Genomic DNA, 18,236 nt, shown 5'->3' on the forward strand with positions numbered 1-18,236 from the left:
TGGATGCATGGACAGTGATATTTTTCAGGATGATTTATGACATACCTTGTACACTCCAGCGATGTTTTCAAAGAGACTGAGCTACAAAAACTGGATAATGGTACATTCCATTGCCTCCCTTCCAATGACAATATCGGTTCGCTGCCAACCCTCTTTTCACAAGATGGTGTATTCAATCACGAAGCCAATAGCTACCTGCTTTATCTTAAGGCCATAAAGAAAGCAGAAGATTTATCCCCTTGCGCGCAGGCTTTGCGTGCCTACTACCAATTTCTTGAGGATAAGGAGTTGAGTTGGGATAAATTCCCGCCAGTCAAACGGCTCAAACCAACTTACTTGTTCCGCTCCCACCTACTCAAGAAAATAAAGCAAGGCGAGCTTGCACATAGCACAGCCAGTGTTCGTATGAACCAAATCGTCAACTACTATAAATGGTTGATGCACGATGGTTATCTATGCATAAAAAACGAGAAGGAAGCCCCATTCAAAATGGAGTTTGTCTCTGTTGAAAACAATGGGATGCTTTCCCATATATCCCCAACCTTCATCGTTGAAACCAGTGATTTACGCATAAAAGTACCAAGGGATGCGGATAGCAAAAACATCAGACCGCTATCCCCGTTAAGCCGTGATGCCCTGAGCATTTTGACTCAACATCTCCTGCAAACATCTGAAGAGCTGCGCTTACAAGCCTTGCTTGCGATTGATACAGGAATGCGAGTTGAAGAAGTGGCAACTCTAACGCTAGATGCGCTAGACACTGCAACCCCGCTTGCTGAAAGCGAGCATCGTTTAGAGATTCTGTTATGCCCCCGCTCCACAGGGGTGCAAACCAAGCTCCTAAAAACTCGGGCTGTGGAGATTTCATCGGATTTACTTCATTCATTGAATGAATATCGAACTTCAGAGCGCCGCCTGAAGCGTGTCGCCAAGATGAGTGAGAAAATTGAGCAGTTGGATAGCGACGTCCCTCCTTTCGCCCAGAAGACTATTGAAATACTGGAGCGCTGTGAACGTCACGAACCACTCTTTGTTAGCCAGCAAGGTAACCCTGCTACAGGGAAGTCCATTGAAGCTCGGTGGGTTGAGTTCAGGGCGGAAATAAAAAAGGCCGAGCCTTCATTTACCCATCGCTTCCATGATTTACGTGCCACCTATGGCACCTATCGCCTCAGTGACCTGCTAGAGGCTAAATTGCCCGTTGTCGACTGTATGGAGCTTCTGATGGGCTGGATGGGGCATAAAGATGAAAGCACCACCATGAAGTATGTGAAATTCTTACAGCGCAAGGACGCCTTCAAGGTCAAGTTCGGCATCCTTGATAGCATAATGCACGAAGCTTTGGAGGCAGAGAATGAGTAACATCACGCACCTTCATAATTGGAATCCCGACCTATGCATTGAATTGAATGTAAATGGTAATGCCCGAGTGGATTTTAATCGCTTGTTATTTAAACACGCTCCATCTACCAAAGCTTTGCAGCAAGGCCAACAATTTGAAGGTGCGGATAGAGAAGCCTTCATTCTTCAAATGAAGGCTCGATTTGATGAAATTATCAAAGAAGGGGGGAGCCATTCAACTCTCTATACCCACTTTCATAGAGTAGTTCAATATCTTCAGTGGTGTGACAAGAAAACTGACGAAGCCTTTTCTCAATCATCGATTGAGAACTATATGAATTATCAAAATGAGCGTGTCATGTTAGGGCAAGTCAAAAGCGTAACCTATGCGCAAGTTCATGCTTCTATCGTGGCTACTTTCACTCTTTATTTAGACTTACCTCGCTCGTATTTCGACAATATCGTTGTGCGAGATAAAAGTGATGCTGAGTCTTTTGAGGCTTACACCCGAAGCGATTTAAAACAAATTCTTCCTTTTTTAAGGGCGCTATTTAAGCAAACGCATCAACAGTTTGTTACGTCCCCTGAAAAGCATATGCAGGCGTATAAAAGCTCACCTACCATGACCTTTAACTGGAAAGGAAATGAATATCCATTATGCGGCGCAATCTCAAAAATGATGGCAGCTGCCACGTTCCTAATGGCGTATTACACCTATGCAAACACAAGTGACCTGTTCAAGTTAAAACAGCCCGAGAATGCTTCAACAACACTAGGTGAAGTGTGGTATACGATGCCAGCCTTTAAGCGTAGAGCTTTCAAAACTATTCGTGTTGAAATGGGTGAGCACGAACTTGAAATACCAAAGTATTCGATGGATTTTTTTGATAAGTTACTTGAAGCTTCACGATTAATTTCTGATGAAAGTGATGCCCTACTTCTGCAAACGATTGCCTCAAAAGAAGTGCAATCCATCAAAGGGGCAACCCTGCAAGCCTTCCTTCATTTGTGGGTAGAAAAACACTTTACCTTCACCGACCAAACAGGACGAAGACTGCGCCCTGTGGTAAGCCGATTTCGTGAAACAGGCGCTCAATTAACGGCGTACCATCAAGGTGAAATAGCTAATGACATCATGCTTGGAAATACGTCCAATGTTCGAAAAAAGCATTACAGCGAAGGCAATAAGCACAGCAATAATGGGATGCTGCAAGACACTTTCGCCATTCGTGAAGAGCAAATAAAAAACGGTGTATCACCCAAGGAAGCAAAAGAAAATCTTGGTATTTATGTGCTTATCATTGAAAAAGAGAATGCCATTAAGTTACCAAACCTTAGTCGAACATCAAACGGTGGGAGTTGCAGAGACCCTTTCGGAAGTAAGTCGGTGAAGTTTACCAGAAAGGCACAAAAGCAAAGGTTAGCCAAAGAGGGAGAAAAATTAGCTTGTGCGGATTTATTAGAGTGCTTTGGCTGCCCTCATCAAGTTATCGTTCAGTCCGTTGTAGATATTTGGTGCTTGCTATCGTTTAAGGCGTGTATTGAGGAATCTCTGTTCTTGCATTTGGATGCCCATCATTATCGTAAGAATTTTGAGCAAATAATAGTGTTTATCGACTCCAAAATTCTTCCCAATATCAATTCAAAAATAGTAAAACAAGCAGAATCAAAGCTGGATGATGATGGACTTCACCCCGCATGGGGTGAACCCGAATCGATTCTTCACTTAATTCCTAACAATCCGAAGGAGAGCGTGTAATGCCAATCGAACATTTATATTTAGATAGCTTTCCAGAGCAGCATAAAGTACAAGAAGTCGATATTGTTAGGCTTTATCACGAAGGCCGCTTTGATGAGCTTGATAAGGTTGTGGTCTGTAAAGATAGCTCTGGCAATGTCACTGCCACCTTTGGGGATAGTAATTGGAATTGTTTTCCGTTTTCTCGGAAAAAAAATAAGAACAACCTTAATTTTGAAGCACTCGATAACAGCCCAGAGTTACAGCGAGAATTAAAGATTTTCATCTACGGATGGTTATTCAATAAAAGCCCACAAAAACGTAAGGCTTTGAAGTTCTCTAGCACGTATTCAAGGCTCAAGGATGCGAACGTGGCTTACCGTCATTTAGAAAAACAAGGCTTTGGCTCTATACGTGCTCTTTCAAAACCATCAAATTGGACTGGCTTTGAATCGTACTTGGTTGAAAAGCAATTCGCTAAAAGTTCATTAGAGCAGTGTTTTGTCGCTATCAATGCAATTATTAAAGATACAGCATGGCACAAGGTTAACCATGAGTTTTCTGAGACTATAAAGAGTACTGCTTTATCTAAAAAGTTAAACCAAATGGAGGGGCAGCAAACACTTACCATTCCTGAGCGTTTATGTAATGCCATCTATGGCAAAGCCATTGAATTGATTGAAGGTGCACATACCCATAGAGAGTTAATTGCTCAAGTTGAGAACGAGTTGCAAGAGAACTACCTTGAAGGAAAACGAATTGTCGATGAAAAAGCCGCTAATGGTTCGATATTTTTTTTTATACTAACTAACGGTCAGGTAAATACACAGAAACGCGCTCAATCAATCAACAACAATAAACCCCGAAAGCCACATGACATTATTGCCCCTCTCGCACAAAAATTATCAAGTATTCCATTAAAAAACGGGAGTGATTTTCAGCGTTATCTAGCACAACTAATCACTGCTAATTACATTGTGTGTGGAGGGTTTAGCGGTATGCGTGATTCAGAGTTGGATAAGTTGACTCCCAATAGTTATTACACGGACACCCTTGATGGGCGTGAGTACCACATGCTTCAATCACATACCTTTAAGCTCGGCGAGAAGAGAGAAACGTGGATAACCGCCAGTTCATCTAAGACTGCTATTGAACTCATGACCACACTTACTGAGCGGTGGCGACAAGAGGTAATGTACCCAGATAAAAAGTACAACAATAGCCTTTGGGTTAATCAAACGTATCGCTCTAAATCACCCATATTCATCACGAATTGGAATCGACGCCTTCAACGCTTTTGTGAGCAATTTAATTTCATTGTGACAGAGGAAGACTATCAAGACTGCCTTGATTCCAACCCTCAATCTCATGAGAAAATTAAAAAGACGATACAGGTTGGTCAGCCTTGGTGCATGACTACCCACCAATTTAGACGCTCTTTAGCATTCTATTGCATTAAAAACCGCTTTGGCACACTGGTTGCCCTTAAACAACAATTTAAACATCTCCATCTTGCAATGACAGAGTGGTATACAAATGGTGGAAAGTTAGCGAGTTATCGAAATCTTATCGTAGATGACAAGTTTAAGGCGATGCTTGACGATATTAACGCAGAAACCACCGCTAACAAGATATTTAAACAATGGCACTCAGATGAAACCCTATCAGGTACTCATGGCAAATCGATCATGAAAATGCGAGGGGATGTCCCTACCATCTACAGTTCTTGGGATGTGATATACAAGGCCGTAAAAAATGGTAAGTTGACATTGCATGGCTCAATGCACAGCTATTGCAAATCTGGTTATGACTGCGATATGGACGGTGTGGTCACTCCCCAATTCTGTGTGGGCTGCGCCTCTGGTAGTAGCATCATTGACGAGCAACAGGCTAAGTGGTGGCAGAAAAAGCACCGCAGTCTAGTTGCTTACATGGTATCTGGCGAAGAAATTTCGGTAAGTGAACATAGCCACTATGTCACTCAAGTAAGAGCCGCAGAGAAAGTCATGGCTGACTTTGATATGTCCTTTACCCCTTTTGAACCTGACTTAAAGGTGGCCAACTTATGAGTAAGAGCGAAAATACACAATTAGCATTAGAGGCTGCACTAGAACGTATAAAACAAGGCAAGCCCAAGCGTATTCCCACCACGCGAAAGCTTAGCGTAAGAGCGGTGGAGGAAGAAGCGAACTTAGGTAACGGTAGCGGCTATTACTACCCCGATTTCGTTCAGAAGGTAAAACAGGTCAAAGCCGATATTGCCGAAGCCAAAGGAGAATATGTTCAACCTGAAATTCAATCAGTACGCACCAAGCTCAGTGAGCAAAAGCGCATCAAGCAAAACTACAAAGATAAGTATGAGGCTGTTAAGCAGCAACTAGCAGACTTTGCAGCAGCTCAGCATCATCTGAATGATAAACTCGTAAAAGCTCTGAGTGACAAGGAAGAGTTGGAGTTTGAGAATGCCAAATTGCGAGAAGAATTAGCAAATTTCAAGCGGAGTAAGGTCACCTCTATTACACCGATGGATTAACCCTTTTTGCATCCTCAACTCGAATGAACGTCAATCTTCTATGGTTTCGACACCACCTCAATTTCGAAGCCATAGAAAGCGCTAACAACTTACATGTATTTACTAAGATATTGATGGCCGTCATGTGAATTAAATTGAATAATACATTTCCGTAAGGATAATGAAACCATTCTCCATAATAGCGTACAAGACCATGAATAATATTGTTGGATCCAGATGGTGGAAGTTTGACTTTCACGCTCATTCCCCTGCATCACTAGACTATAAACAGAAAGATATTTCTCCGAGAGATTGGTTACTAGGTCATATTGAACATGGAATTGAATGTATAGCCGTAACCGATCATAACACTTCAGGGTGGATAGATTGTCTACAACAAGAAGCTCAACAGTTAAGAACGGAAGGCCATACCATACATCTATTCCCTGGAGTCGAAATAAGTACACAAGGCAACGTACATGTCCTTGCTATCTTTGACCCCTCTGTGGATGCTCAACATGTCGCAACAGCAATCGGAGCTGCCGGATACACAGGAACTTATGGTGATAGCGATACCGATGGAAGTCAAAGCCCAGAGCACGTCGTAAAAGCCATAACTGAGAATCTAAATGGTGTTGCTATTCCTGCGCATATTGAACTTGAAGGATCAGGTGTATGTAAATTAGGAAGTAAATCTGTATTGCGAGTCTGCAAAGCAGCGGATGCAGTAGAAGTTGTATTCCCTGATAAACCACAAATGTCGACCTTCAGAGCTACTGGATTATCATTACCACAAATCATTGGTTCCGACTCCCATGCCCCAAACGAGAATGGAAGAGCATACACATGGGTCAAAATGTCCTCTCCAACTATAGACGGTCTTAAACTTGCCTTGCTAGATGGGAATACGTGCATTAGGCGATCCGATGAAGAATTTACACCTAATACTCTTCCGTCGACATATTTGAAAGAACTGACAGTGAGTGATACAAAATATTGTGGCAGAGGTAAGCCATTTAGTGTCAAGCTAAACCCTTGGCTCAACTCAATTGTAGGTTCTCGTGGTAGTGGCAAATCGACTTTAGCGGAGTTCATTCGTATCGCTCTACACAAGACAGGAGATATTCTTCAACTCGATGAGTCAAATGAGATTAGGCGTAATTTTGAAAGGTTCTTCAGAGTTGCCCAAAATCGAAATGATTATGGTGTTCTATTAAACAACAGCCAGATCCAGTGTGTTGTTGCGAAGAACAATATTGATTACAGAATCTCTTGGGATCAGACACAACAACAAGCCACCATTCATCGAAAAGACAATGAGCAATGGGTTCCTGAGTTGGGTGACATTCAAACCCGATTCCCAGTCAGCATATTTAGCCAGAAACAAATATTTGATATGGCTAAAGACCCAAACACACTACTAGCGATCATCGATAACTCGCCAGAAGTAAGCATACAAGCATGGCAAACACATTGGGATGAGTTAAAAAATCAATTCATTCAGCTTCGTGCATCTGAACTAGGCTTAATCAATAAAGTTTCTAGTCTGAATACTATAAAAGGTCAGCTAGCAGACGTTAATGCTAAAATCGCACATATAGAGGCATCTGGTCACGCACAAATACTGCAAAACTACAATAATTTATACCATCAAAAAAACTACGTCTTGAATGCTCTCAATCTCATGAATAGTGAGATTACGACCATAACAAATAGCATTCAAACTTCCACTGGCCAGATAAGTGGAGGCATTAGTAACGAAGTCACAAATGATCCAATGATAGCTAACTCTCTCCAGCAAACGGCTCGGAAGATTGAAGATTGGAAACACAGCGCAACTCAAGAACTCGGCTTAATCGCATCTGAATTAGCCTTGCTGGGCGAGGCTGTAGAAAAGTCCAACCTTTCACAACTATGTACTGGTGCCTACAACCAATACTCTCAATTAGTCACCTCAATGCAGCAACAAGGCATAAAAGAGCCGTCTGAATACAATTCATTGGTAAAAGAGCGTGTTGCTCTAAATGGAAAGGTAGAAGAGATAGATTCCGCCAATAAGCAGCTAAACACACTAAGGGATCAAATCAAAAACTCTTATCAGAGCCTTATTGAATGGAGAAAAGAGCTGACCAAACGACGAGATGCATTTGTTAACCAATACATCTCACCACATCGAGATCTCAAGATAACAATTGGTCAATTGCAGCATTCTGAACACTTGGAGCTATCTTTTCGCGAACTGATTAATCGTGTTGATGGAGCCTTTGCCAGCGATTTAATGGATGAGGACAAACAACAAGGTATCCTGTATGCATTAAAGTCTAAAATGGCTGAAGCTGAAGAAAAGCAAGTAGGATCTTCTTACGAGCATTTACACCAATTCAAGTTAGATGTATTCAACCACCATACGTCAAAAACAAACATACTTAACTGCACTATTGGCAAACGATTATCATCTGTTATTGAGCAGTTAGATAGCTCAAGCCTAGATAGGCTCTGGAGTTGGTTCCCAGAGGATAACTTATCTGTAGAGTTTTACGATGGGCGTCGATTCAAACCTCTAAGCCAAGGTTCCGCAGGGCAAAAAGCTGCGACAGTTTTGTCATTTTTGCTATCGTATGGCGATGAGCCTCTCATCGTTGATCAACCAGAAGATGACTTGGATAATGCACTAATCTCCAAGCTGGTGATAACTAAGTTGCATGACATAAAACCTAAGCGTCAGTTTTTAATTATTACTCACAACCCAAATATTGTTGTGAATGGCGATAGTGAATTAGTCATCGTACTAGAGGATAAAGGAAATATTACATTGGCTGCTGCGGGTGGATTACAAGAACTATCTGTTAGGCAGGAGGTATGTGAAATCATGGAAGGCGGCAAAGAGGCACTGGAAAAGCGATATAAACGAATGAAGTACAATAGTTAACTCTCTGGAAAATGCTATACTGACAACACAGTTTTTAGAAAAAATGGCTATCAAAATTCATTTTTCTGGAAAACACACAAATACCTTGCCATAAAAGGCTTTACAGAAATCCTCCAGATTCTACGTGTGACGGTAATTCGTAACGATGCGTTAATTACGCTCTAATCGCATTGCTGATTTCAGTGAATCATTTGAAAAGGTCATCTTAGGATGACCTTTTTTTGTTATCCCATGCTTAACTCGCATTCTCTAATAATGTGCGAATAAACTCGGCTTTAATAGCACTCTCTTGCTTACCATCATGAATCAGACACAAGTCTGCACGCAGTGACTCTTTCAGCTTGATAAAACGAATCCCATGCCAATGATGCTGAGAAAACGTCGACGGAACCAACGTCACGGTATTGCTGTTTGCTACATATGCCATCAAGGTGCTTGGCTCCACCACTTGTTTGCCAATATGGGGTGAAAAGCCTTCTTGCAGACAGGCATTGATGATGAAGTTTGCCGAGGCAGAATTCGCCAAACTCATAAACGCAAACTCACACGTCTTTAAATCTTGGAGCCGCAGCAAAGATTTGCTGGCTAACTCATGTTGCTCCGACACCGCCACCACAAACACATCTTTGCCCAAAGATACCGACTGATACGGATAAATGTTGAGTGCATCAGCAAAACGCACAATGCCCACATCGATTTTCTTCTCGCTCAGATGCTTCTTTTGCGTCTCTGGGTTAAGGTCAAAAATGTCGGCGTGATAAGTGTCATGCTCAGCATGGAAGCGCTGTAACAGACGATCAAATCCGCCCCAAAATGCGCTACTTACCACACCAACTCGCAGGATATTTCTCTGGTTCAACCCCACTTGCTGCACTTGATTGAGCGAGACATCCAAGGTCTGAAAAATCAGTTGGCATTTGGACTCCAACAATCGCCCGGCCTCCGTCAGCATGACATTTCTTGAATCGCGCTCAAACAGTTTGACGTTAAGCACCTCTTCCAACTCTTTGATGCGATTGCTCAACGGCGAATTGGTGATATTGAGATTCTCAGCCGCCTTAGTGAAATGCTTGGTTTGTGCGACCTCGTAAAAGTAACGCAGCATCTTCAGCGTCACGCGCTCAAATGGTTCTGACTTCATGCATTGAGTCCTAGCGAATTTCATCATCCTCTTTTTAAGGATGATAGTAGCGAATAAAGCAAAGATAACCAGCGCAGAAAGTCACACAATGGAATCAACACACAACCAGAAGGTGACTAACATGAATCACGATCCAGTAATCGGCGCGCTACAAACCATTCGCGAACGCAAACCAAACTTCCAACCTAAAGCGGCGTTTATTTTAGGCTCTGGCTTAGGCGTATTGGCAGACGAACTACAAGACAAAGTGGTCATTCCATACGAAGAGCTCGAAGGCTTTCCGGTTAGTACCGTGCAAGGCCACTCTGGTGAGTTGGTGCTTGGTACCATGGGCGGCGTAGACGTAGTGTGCATGAAAGGTCGCGGTCACTACTACGAACACGGCTCAATGAAGGTCATGACCACGCCCGTGCGCACCTTTAAAAAGCTGGGCTGTGAGTTTCTGCTCGTCACCAACGCGGCAGGCTCACTTCGCCCTGAACGCATCGACGTCGGTTCTCTGGTGGTATTTCATGACCACATCAATACCATGCCTGAATCGCCAATGATCGGTCCGAATGATGAAGAGTACGGCCCGAGGTTCTTCAGCCTCGCCAATGCGTACGACAAAGACCTACGTGCAGAAGCGTTTGAAGTCGGCAAAGCCAATGGTATTCACCTGAATGAAGGTGTGTTTGTCTCTTACACAGGCCCCAACTTTGAGACCGCAGCCGAAATCCGCATGATGCAAATCATCGGTGGTGATGTCGTGGGCATGTCGGTCGTGCCAGAAGTGATTTCTGCGGCGCATTGCGGCTTACCCGTATTGGCAGTATGTGCGATCACCAACATGGCAGAAGGCTTGGGAGATGTAGAATTGTCTCACGCCCAAACATTGAAGTGCGCGAAGCTAGCCGAAGCCGATTTCATTCGCTTTATTAAGCGCTTTATGAAGCATCACTTCTAAAGCCGTTTCATCCCAAAAAGAAAAAGGGTCATCAAGTTACTTGATGACCCTTTTTCGTATCACGTTTCCCAACGTTCGGGGGCATTTCGGAGCCGTTTGTGCGTTTTACTTAACTGCGCGAACCAATTCAGCAATGCCTTCCCAATCGCCGTTGTCCATCATTGCGGTTGGCACCATCCACGTACCGCCACAAGCTACAACCGATTTCAGCGCTAGGTAATCTTCCACGTTGGATGGGCTTACGCCACCTGTTGGCATGAATTCAACTGGGTAAACCGCCGTGAGTGCTTTCAGCATGCTTACGCCGCCTGATGGCTCAGCAGGGAAGAACTTCAACGTACGCAGACCCATTTCCATCGCTTGCTCAACCAAGCTTGGGTTGTTTACACCCGGTACGATAGTCACGCCACGTTGCTGACAGTATTTCACTGTGGTTGGGTTGAAGCCTGGGCTAACGATAAAGTCCACGCCCGCTTCGATCGCGATGTCCACTTGTTCTGTGGTCAGAACGGTGCCCGCGCCAATCAACAATTCTGGGTACGCTTCACGCATGATGCGAATCGACTCCGCCGCCGCTTCGGTGCGGAATGTTACTTCCGCACATGGTAAACCGTTTTCTACCAACACTTTTGCCAGTGGCAGAGCGTGTGCTACGTCGTTGATTGCGATAACTGGGACGATTTTGATATCTCTTAATCGTTGTTCAAGTGTTGTCATGTGGAACCTCTAAAGAATAAAGCTTAATGTTGCGACGATAATAAACGCGATACCGCCAAGTAACGTTTCCATTACCGTCCAAGTTTTTAATGTGGTTTTCTCATCCATCTCAAGCAGACGAGATACCAACCAGAAACCAGAGTCATTGAAGTGAGACAGTACCGTTGCACCACCCGCAATCGCGATTACGATAAAGCAAAGGTCGAGTTCACTCAAACCTGTTGATGCTGCCACAACCGGCGCGATAAGAGCCGCCGTCGTGGTTAGCGCGACGGTTGCCGAGCCTTGAGCAACACGCAAACAGGTTGAAATCACAAACGCCGCCACAATCACAGGCATACCTGTGTCTGTAAGAACGTCAGCCAGTGCATCACCAATACCGCTTGAGCGCAGTACGCCGCCAAACATGCCACCTGCACCCGTTACTAGGATAACACCACAGATAGGAGCCAATGACTCACCACATAATTTTTCTAGTTTTGCCATGCCGTAGTCTTTGGCAAACACAGCCAGACAGACAATCAAAGTGATCAGCAACGCAACTGGGGTTTTACCTAGCATGCGTAGGAACTCAACCAGTGCCGTTTTGCCATCAATCACACCCGCAACCGCCAGTGTGTTCAATACCGTATCCAAACAGATTAGCAGGACTGGCAGCACAAGGATGGTCATAACCGTGCCAAATTTTGGTGCGTTGCGCTCATCCACCATCGCTTCGCCATTAAAGAAGGCTTTAGATAGTGGGATATCGAATTTTTTGCCCGCGTACAAACCAAATAGGTAAGCGCCAAGGTACCAAGTTGGAATAGCCACCAGAATACCCACCACCAATAGCAGACCGATGTTTGCGCCAAGGAATTCTGCCGCTGCAACCGGACCTGGATGTGGTGGAACAAACGCGTGCATAACCGCAAAAGCACCGGCTGCTGGCAACGCGTATTTAATTGGTGAGCCACCAAAACGAGCCGCCACACTTAGGATGATTGGCATCATCACTACAAGGCCAGCATCGAAGAAGATTGGGAAGCCAAACAGTAATGAAGCGACGCCCAAAGCAAATGGTGCGCGCTCTTTACCAAAGCGACCAATCAAAGTGTCTGCCAGCACTTTCGCACCGCCAGTCACTTCAAGAATTTTACCGATCATCGCACCAAGACCAACCAGCAATGCTACGGAAGCCAGTGTGCCGCCGAAGCCGCCCATCATGGTCGATACGACTTTCTCTGAAGGAACGCCAGTGGCGATTGCCGTACCTAAACTCACCATAGTAAGGGAAGCAAAAGCATGGACTTTCAGTTTAATGATCAGAACGAGTAACGCTGCAATGGCAAGGCCTGCAATCGTCAGTAGGAACGTAGGATCTGGGGCTTGGGTTAATTGCTCCATAGGTTCACCTTTAAGAATTATTGTTTGTGTTATGGTTCACATTTATTTCAGTTACCGGTAACATGTTACCGATAACATGAATAAGATAAACCCATATTTTAAAGTGAATTCAAAAATTGAGATCACGCGCAAATTTGGTTATGAGGATAAGTTATGGCTGGTAGTAGTGTCATCGTTATGGGCGTTTGTGCTAGTGGTAAAAGCACAATTGGTGAGCATCTAGCGAAAAAGCTAGGGCGTAAATTCATTGATGGTGATGATCTTCATCCACGAGCGAACATTCAGAAAATGGCTTCGGGCCAGCCTCTGAACGATGATGATCGCAAGCCATGGCTAGAACGCATTCGTGATGCGGCGTACAGCCTAGAAAGCAAAAACGAACACGGCATTATTGTCTGTTCAGCACTGAAAAAGATTTACCGCGATCAGATCCGCGAAGGCAACAACAACGTGACCTTCCTGTTCCTTGATGGCGATAGGGAGTTGATCCTTAATCGCATGCGTATGCGCAAAGGCCACTTCATGAAAGAAAACATGGTGAAGAGCCAATTCGAGACACTAGAGCGCCCAGACAACGAGCCTCAAACTCTGATCGTCAGTATCGACGGAGACATCAGCGACGTGGTGGAACGCTCTGCCGCTGAGCTAATCAAAATGCAAGCGATCGAGGTGGCGTAATGACTCACTCTGTTGTTCTTGAGGTCACACAACGCTTGACCGAGCGCAGCCGTGAAGCGCGCGCTGCCTTTCTTGCTCGCACCGAAGTGCAAGCCGAAGCTGGCAAAGGCCGTGTTGGTTTATCTTGTGGTAACTTAGCCCATGCAGTCGCCGCTTCTTGCTCTTCTGAAAAGAAAAATATTCTCGATTTTACTCATGCCAATGTCGCGCTGATCAGCGCCTACAACGACATGTTGAGCGCCCACCAGCCGTACCAAGACTACCCAGCACAAATCAAAAAAGTGCTGGCGGACTACGGCCATACGGCGCAAGTCGCAGGTTGTGTGCCAGCGATGTGCGATGGGGTGACTCAAGGTCAAGCCGGCATGGATATGTCGCTGTTTTCGCGTGACTTAATTGCGCAATCAACGGCGTTGTCTTTGAGCCACAATGTCTTTGATGCCACATTACTGCTTGGCATCTGTGACAAAATTGCCCCGGGGCAACTGATGGGCGCACTGTCTTACGCGCACCTACCGACTGCGTTTGTACCAGCGGGTCTGATGGCAACGGGCATCAGCAACGAAGAGAAAGTCGACGTGCGCCAAAAATACGCGGCGGGAGAAGTCGGCAAAGACGCTCTGCTGGATATGGAGTGTCGCGCTTACCACTCTGCGGGTACGTGTACATTTTACGGCACCGCCAATACCAACCAGTTGGTGTTCGAAGCCATGGGCTTGATGCTGCCAGGTTCGGCATTCATTCATCCCCATACCCAACTGCGTAAAGCGTTAACCGATCACGCAGCTCTGAAAATCGCCTCTATGACGGCGGGTTCTGCACACTTTCGTCCGCTGGCCGAGGTGGTCACAGAAAAGAGCTTGGTCAACGGCATCATAGCTCTACTTGCATCTGGCGGCAGCACCAATCACACCATTCATATGATCGCCGTGGCGCGTGCTGCTGGCATTTTGCTCACGTGGCAAGACATCAGCGATCTGTCGGATGCGGTTCCTTTGTTAGCGCGCGTTTACCCGAACGGCCCAGCCGATATGAACGCGTTCCAAGACGCGGGGGGCGTGCCAGCGTTATTGCACCGCTTGAACCAATCCGAGCTTTTGCATCGCGATGTGAAACCCGTGTTTGGTGAATTTGAAGACCAAATGACGCTACCGAGCCTTGTCGATGGCCAACTGACCTGGACATCGTGCCAAGGCAGCCAAGACGGTGACGTGATCGCCAAACCAGACGCCACATTCCAAAATACTGGCGGCACTCGCGTATTGACTGGCAACTTAGGCAAAGCCGTGGTGAAAGTGTCTGCGGTGAAAGAAGAGCAACGCGTGATTGTTGCACCAGCGATCGTATTCCAATGCCAACACGAAGTGGAGGCCGCGTACAAACGTGGCGAGCTGAACAAAGACTGCATCGTTGTGGTCACACACAACGGCCCAGCGGCAAACGGCATGCCTGAACTACACAAGCTGATGCCAATTTTAGGGAACGTGCAAAAAGCGAGCTTTAAAGTCGCGCTAGTGACGGACGGTCGTTTATCTGGTGCATCCGGTAAAATTCCGTCTGCGATTCACGTTTCTCCAGAAGCCATTCGTGGTGGCGCGATTGGTTTAGTGCGCAACGGTGATTTGATTCGCCTTGATTGTCAAACGGGCGAACTGAACAACTTAAGCGACACCACTGGTCGCGAGTTGATTCATTTCGATACCGAATCGACCCAACAAACTTGGGGACGAGGCTTGTTTAGCGTGATCCGCCAAAACGTATCGAGTGCAGAAGAAGGCGCAAGCTTTATTGTTTAAGGCGAGAAGAAAAACCTCGTCATTCCGACGAGACTAAGCAAGATCAGGAATCTAATATCAACGAGCTGTGAAGCCAGAGAAAATCCCCTCTGCCACTGCACTTTTTGTTGGTAGATTCTGAATCACACTCGTTCCTCGCTATTCAGAATGGCAAGCTTTGGAGTTGACCTCGGTTCTTTCTAGAAACGAATGAATCCGTCATTCCGACGAGCCTAAGCAAAATCAGGAATTTAATATCAGCGTGCAGTGAAGTCAGAGAAAACTCCTCTGCCACTGCACTTTTTGTTGGTAGATTCTGAATCACACTCGTTCCTCGCAGTTCAGAATGACGAGCTTTAGGATTGGCCTCGGTTCTTTCTAAAAAACGAATGAATCCGTCATTCCGACGAGCCTCAGCAGGATCAGGAATCTAATATCGACATGCTATGACGTCAGAGAAAACTCCTCTGCCACAGCACTTTTTGTTGGTAGATTCTGAATCACGACCGTCCCTCGCAGTTCAGAATGGCAAGCTTTAGGATTGGCCTCGGTTCTTTTTAAACGAATGAATCCGTCATTCCGACGAGCCTAGGCGAGATCAGGAATCTACTATCAACGTGTTGTGAAGCTAGAGAAAACTCCTCTACCACTGCACTTTTTGTTGGTAGATTCTGAATCACGCTCGTCCCTCGCTGTTCAGAATGACGAGCTTTGGGATTAGCCTCAGTTCTTTCTAAAAAACGAATGAATCCGTCATTCCGACGAGCCTAGGCGAGATCAGGAATCTAATAGCAAAATGCTGTGAAGCCAGAGAAAACCCCTCTTCCACAGCACTTTTTGTTGGTAGATTCTGAATCACGCTCGTCTCTTGCTGTTCAAAATGACGAACTTTAGGATTGGCCTCTGTTCTTTTTAAAAATGAATGAGTCCGTCATTCCGACGAGCCTAGGCGAGATCAGGAATCTAATATCAAGGTGCTGTGAAGCCAGAGAAAACCCCTCTTCCACAGCACTTTTTGTTGGTAGATTCTGAATCACGCTCGTCTCTTGCTGCTCAGAATGACGATATCTAGCATTCAGTAAATTACATCAAGCGGTCTTCATCACTACGACGGCAGCAATCACCACAAAGATACCAAACCAGCCGATTGGCTTGAGTTTCTGCTTAAACAGCAAGGCTCCACCCACTGCGGTACCCAAGATACCGATCGCACCCCAAGAGGCATAAGCAATGGCTAAGTCGATCTCTTTCACCGCTTGTGCCAACAGCGTGAATGCTGTCAGTACCAACACAATCGCCGCAATGCCCCAGCCTTTATATTTAAAACCTTTTGAGCGTGTCAGCGCCATATTGGCCATGATATCGACCAAGGCAGCCATCACGACAAATCCAAATGACATCGTAAAAAATTGACTCATGATTCGCACCTTGTACTAGTAGAAAATGAACGTTCTTTTGCCGGTTTATCGGCATTTTTCTTGGCGTTAGGTTGACCATGTGATTCCCCTAAGGTCACACACACAATGCCAACAACGGCTAACATCAAACCAAACAACTCTTGATGGTTTAAGTTGGCATCAAAGGCGATGATCGACACCACGGTGATCAACGAGATACCTAACCCTTCCCAGACAGCGTATGCCACACCGATAGATATTTTCTTCGCGGCAAACGCGAGAAAGTAGTAAGAGATTGCGATCAGCACATACATTACGATGTAGCCCCACCACCCGTGCCCTTGTCCGATAAGAGACATAGTGCTGGTGCCAGCCACTTCGGCAACGATGGCGAGCAATAAAAATAGACGTGCAACTAGCATGATTAATCCTCCATCAGAAATTAAAAAAATGCATAACGGAGAATGGTGAATGCCACGTACCTGTATCGACATTCAAAAAGTTAAAAAGATAAAAATGAGCCACTTCTCCTGACTATTTGAGATAAGGTTAACGCTGGGTAGGAAAAAGAGACAGGTAATTGAGATATTCATTTTTGAATATCTTAAGAAATAAGTTGTCTATGTAATCACACAACATTGATAAGGTTAAAGCATCTGCTCTCTCATTCAGCTGATGCCATCAGGTGACGTCACTGCGTAAAAATCAGCGGCGTATTGAGGGTTTGTCGCACCACTTTATGTAGGTGTCTGTGCAAAGGATGGTTGCGGTTGGTTTGAAGGAAACCGCCAGAGACCACAAACTGACTGAACTCACGATTAACGGGTGGCATTGCGTAAGAGGCGAGTTCTGGCATCAACAATGCCGAGCTTTGACTGGCATACATAATCGCGTCGGTTTCTTGCAACATTTGGCAAGCCAAACGCAAATTATAGGACTTCAGTAACACTACTGGCTCATAACCCATACGTCGATACTCGGACTCCACGGTACAAAGCGGTTTATATGACGCGGGCGCAGGCAAAGAGACAAGTGGTAGTTTGGACACCGTGTCCCAATCATTGCTGACTTTCGACAACGTTGGGTGGTTTTTGCGCGCCAAAATCACTCGTTTTTCAACGAATAACGGGCGCATGTAAATGTCTTTCGACAGCTCGGTCTCTTGGTCAAGAATGCAGTAATCGTGCTCGCCTTCTAACATTTCATCGTGCGAGTAAGTATTCCAGCTGGAAAAAGCAAAGTGCGCTTTGGGAAAGGCTCGATGACAACCAGTGAGCAGTCGCTGCCCTTGTTCATCCATCAAATAAGGGTCAGTTACAATCGCAATCTGCCCTTGGTATTGCAGCGGGTCGAACACTTCAAATTCTTGCACCACTTTTTCCAGTGGTGCAACCATATTGTCGAACTCGGCGGCGAGACGAATCGCCATGGGTGATGGCTCTACCCCATGTGCTTTACGCACAAAAAGCGGGTCATCAAACACTTGTTTCAACTTCATCACGCCGCGGCTGGCGCTCGGTTGAGAAATGCCAAGCTGCATTGCGGCCAGCTTGATGCTGCGGTTTTCCACCACGGCTTTTAATAAACGCATTAAGTTGAGATCCAATGCATCCAGCTGATGTGCCATACCCTAACCTGCCAATACCATTAATGAGCGAATACGAAGAGCGGTTAAC

At 45.4% G+C, this 18,236-nt stretch carries 14 protein-coding genes; 8 read left to right on the top strand and 6 right to left on the bottom strand.

Annotated features, from left to right (window positions below):
• The first annotated feature begins 36 nt into the window (after positions 1-36).
• From J4N43_RS15215 to J4N43_RS15235, 5 genes are all read left to right on the top strand, one after another.
• Positions 37-1,362: a tyrosine-type recombinase/integrase gene (locus J4N43_RS15215; protein WP_140103246.1), complete on the top strand. Its 1,326-nt coding sequence runs from the start codon at positions 37-39 to the stop codon at positions 1,360-1,362.
• A complete protein-coding gene (locus J4N43_RS15220) occupies positions 1,355-3,100 on the top strand; it encodes a hypothetical protein (protein WP_140103247.1) in 1,746 nt (581 codons plus the stop codon). The genes J4N43_RS15215 and J4N43_RS15220 overlap by 8 nt, the downstream gene beginning before the upstream one ends.
• The gene (locus tag J4N43_RS15225) at positions 3,100-5,148 is read left to right on the top strand and encodes a hypothetical protein (protein WP_252094121.1); all 2,049 of its coding nucleotides are present in this window, start codon (positions 3,100-3,102) and stop codon (positions 5,146-5,148) included. Before J4N43_RS15220 ends, J4N43_RS15225 begins: the two co-directional genes overlap by 1 nt.
• On the top strand, positions 5,145-5,612 hold the full coding sequence (locus J4N43_RS15230) for a hypothetical protein (protein ID WP_140103249.1): 468 nt from the start codon (positions 5,145-5,147) through the stop codon (positions 5,610-5,612). Before J4N43_RS15225 ends, J4N43_RS15230 begins: the two co-directional genes overlap by 4 nt.
• Positions 5,613-5,805: 193 nt before the next feature.
• Positions 5,806-8,520, top strand: coding sequence for a TrlF family AAA-like ATPase (locus tag J4N43_RS15235; RefSeq protein WP_180793863.1), 2,715 nt, complete (start codon positions 5,806-5,808; stop codon positions 8,518-8,520).
• 235 nt (positions 8,521-8,755) lie between these two features.
• Here the strand turns inward: J4N43_RS15235 and J4N43_RS15240 are convergent, their stop codons facing one another.
• Positions 8,756-9,661: a LysR family transcriptional regulator gene (locus J4N43_RS15240; RefSeq protein ID WP_005379156.1), complete on the bottom strand. Its 906-nt coding sequence runs from the start codon at positions 9,659-9,661 to the stop codon at positions 8,756-8,758.
• Between the two features lie 121 nt (positions 9,662-9,782).
• On the opposite strand from J4N43_RS15240, the gene xapA reads away from it, so the two are divergent.
• Positions 9,783-10,607, top strand: coding sequence for a xanthosine phosphorylase (gene xapA / locus J4N43_RS15245; RefSeq protein ID WP_005379149.1), 825 nt, complete (start codon positions 9,783-9,785; stop codon positions 10,605-10,607).
• Between the two features lie 105 nt (positions 10,608-10,712).
• Here xapA and J4N43_RS15250 read toward each other — a convergent pair whose 3' ends face one another.
• Both J4N43_RS15250 and J4N43_RS15255 read right to left on the bottom strand, forming a co-directional pair.
• Positions 10,713-11,324, bottom strand: a complete 612-nt coding sequence (locus J4N43_RS15250) for a bifunctional 4-hydroxy-2-oxoglutarate aldolase/2-dehydro-3-deoxy-phosphogluconate aldolase (RefSeq protein ID WP_158159529.1) — start codon at positions 11,322-11,324, stop codon at positions 10,713-10,715.
• A gap of 9 nt (positions 11,325-11,333) precedes the next feature.
• Entirely contained in the window at positions 11,334-12,710 is a 1,377-nt protein-coding gene (locus J4N43_RS15255; RefSeq protein WP_012841240.1) for a GntP family permease, read from the bottom strand.
• 153 nt (positions 12,711-12,863) lie between these two features.
• Here J4N43_RS15255 and J4N43_RS15260 point away from each other — a divergent pair, with 153 nt between their 5' ends.
• Together J4N43_RS15260 and edd are read left to right on the top strand one after the other, a co-directional pair.
• Complete coding sequence (locus J4N43_RS15260) at positions 12,864-13,388, top strand: gluconokinase (protein WP_005379140.1); 525 nt, start codon at positions 12,864-12,866, stop codon at positions 13,386-13,388.
• Positions 13,388-15,184 carry a phosphogluconate dehydratase gene (gene edd, locus J4N43_RS15265; protein WP_158159528.1) on the top strand — a complete coding sequence of 599 codons (1,797 nt, stop codon included), beginning with the start codon at positions 13,388-13,390 and terminating at the stop codon, positions 15,182-15,184. Before J4N43_RS15260 ends, edd begins: the two co-directional genes overlap by 1 nt.
• Before the next feature lie 1,067 nt (positions 15,185-16,251).
• Here the strand turns inward: edd and J4N43_RS15270 are convergent.
• The 3 genes from J4N43_RS15270 to J4N43_RS15280 form a co-directional block, all read right to left on the bottom strand.
• Positions 16,252-16,581 carry an SMR family transporter gene (locus tag J4N43_RS15270; RefSeq protein WP_005478614.1) on the bottom strand — a complete coding sequence of 110 codons (330 nt, stop codon included), beginning with the start codon at positions 16,579-16,581 and terminating at the stop codon, positions 16,252-16,254.
• Positions 16,578-16,982: an SMR family transporter gene (locus J4N43_RS15275; protein WP_005379135.1), complete on the bottom strand. Its 405-nt coding sequence runs from the start codon at positions 16,980-16,982 to the stop codon at positions 16,578-16,580. Before J4N43_RS15275 ends, J4N43_RS15270 begins: the two co-directional genes overlap by 4 nt.
• Before the next feature lie 269 nt (positions 16,983-17,251).
• The gene (locus J4N43_RS15280; RefSeq protein WP_005379132.1) at positions 17,252-18,187 is read right to left on the bottom strand and encodes a LysR family transcriptional regulator; all 936 of its coding nucleotides are present in this window, start codon (positions 18,185-18,187) and stop codon (positions 17,252-17,254) included.
• Positions 18,188-18,236: the final 49 nt, after the last annotated feature.

The organism is Vibrio sp. SCSIO 43009 (assembly GCF_023716525.1).
GTDB classification, from domain to species: Bacteria; Pseudomonadota; Gammaproteobacteria; order Enterobacterales; family Vibrionaceae; genus Vibrio; species Vibrio alginolyticus.

Excerpts from the sequence above, each read along its gene's own strand:
- J4N43_RS15215 (WP_140103246.1), top strand. The coding sequence starts at position 37 with ATGACATACCTTGTACACTCCAGCGATGTTTTCAAAGAGACTGAGCTA.
- J4N43_RS15220 (WP_140103247.1), top strand. The coding sequence starts at position 1,355 with ATGAGTAACATCACGCACCTTCATAATTGGAATCCCGACCTATGCATT.
- J4N43_RS15225 (WP_252094121.1), top strand. The coding sequence starts at position 3,100 with ATGCCAATCGAACATTTATATTTAGATAGCTTTCCAGAGCAGCATAAA.
- J4N43_RS15230 (WP_140103249.1), top strand. The coding sequence starts at position 5,145 with ATGAGTAAGAGCGAAAATACACAATTAGCATTAGAGGCTGCACTAGAA.
- J4N43_RS15235 (WP_180793863.1), top strand. The coding sequence starts at position 5,806 with ATGAATAATATTGTTGGATCCAGATGGTGGAAGTTTGACTTTCACGCT.
- J4N43_RS15240 (WP_005379156.1), bottom strand. The coding sequence starts at position 9,661 with ATGAAGTCAGAACCATTTGAGCGCGTGACGCTGAAGATGCTGCGTTAC.
- xapA (WP_005379149.1), top strand. The coding sequence starts at position 9,783 with ATGAATCACGATCCAGTAATCGGCGCGCTACAAACCATTCGCGAACGC.
- J4N43_RS15250 (WP_158159529.1), bottom strand. The coding sequence starts at position 11,324 with ATGACAACACTTGAACAACGATTAAGAGATATCAAAATCGTCCCAGTT.
- J4N43_RS15255 (WP_012841240.1), bottom strand. The coding sequence starts at position 12,710 with ATGGAGCAATTAACCCAAGCCCCAGATCCTACGTTCCTACTGACGATT.
- J4N43_RS15260 (WP_005379140.1), top strand. The coding sequence starts at position 12,864 with ATGGCTGGTAGTAGTGTCATCGTTATGGGCGTTTGTGCTAGTGGTAAA.
- edd (WP_158159528.1), top strand. The coding sequence starts at position 13,388 with ATGACTCACTCTGTTGTTCTTGAGGTCACACAACGCTTGACCGAGCGC.
- J4N43_RS15270 (WP_005478614.1), bottom strand. The coding sequence starts at position 16,581 with ATGAGTCAATTTTTTACGATGTCATTTGGATTTGTCGTGATGGCTGCC.
- J4N43_RS15275 (WP_005379135.1), bottom strand. The coding sequence starts at position 16,982 with ATGCTAGTTGCACGTCTATTTTTATTGCTCGCCATCGTTGCCGAAGTG.
- J4N43_RS15280 (WP_005379132.1), bottom strand. The coding sequence starts at position 18,187 with ATGGCACATCAGCTGGATGCATTGGATCTCAACTTAATGCGTTTATTA.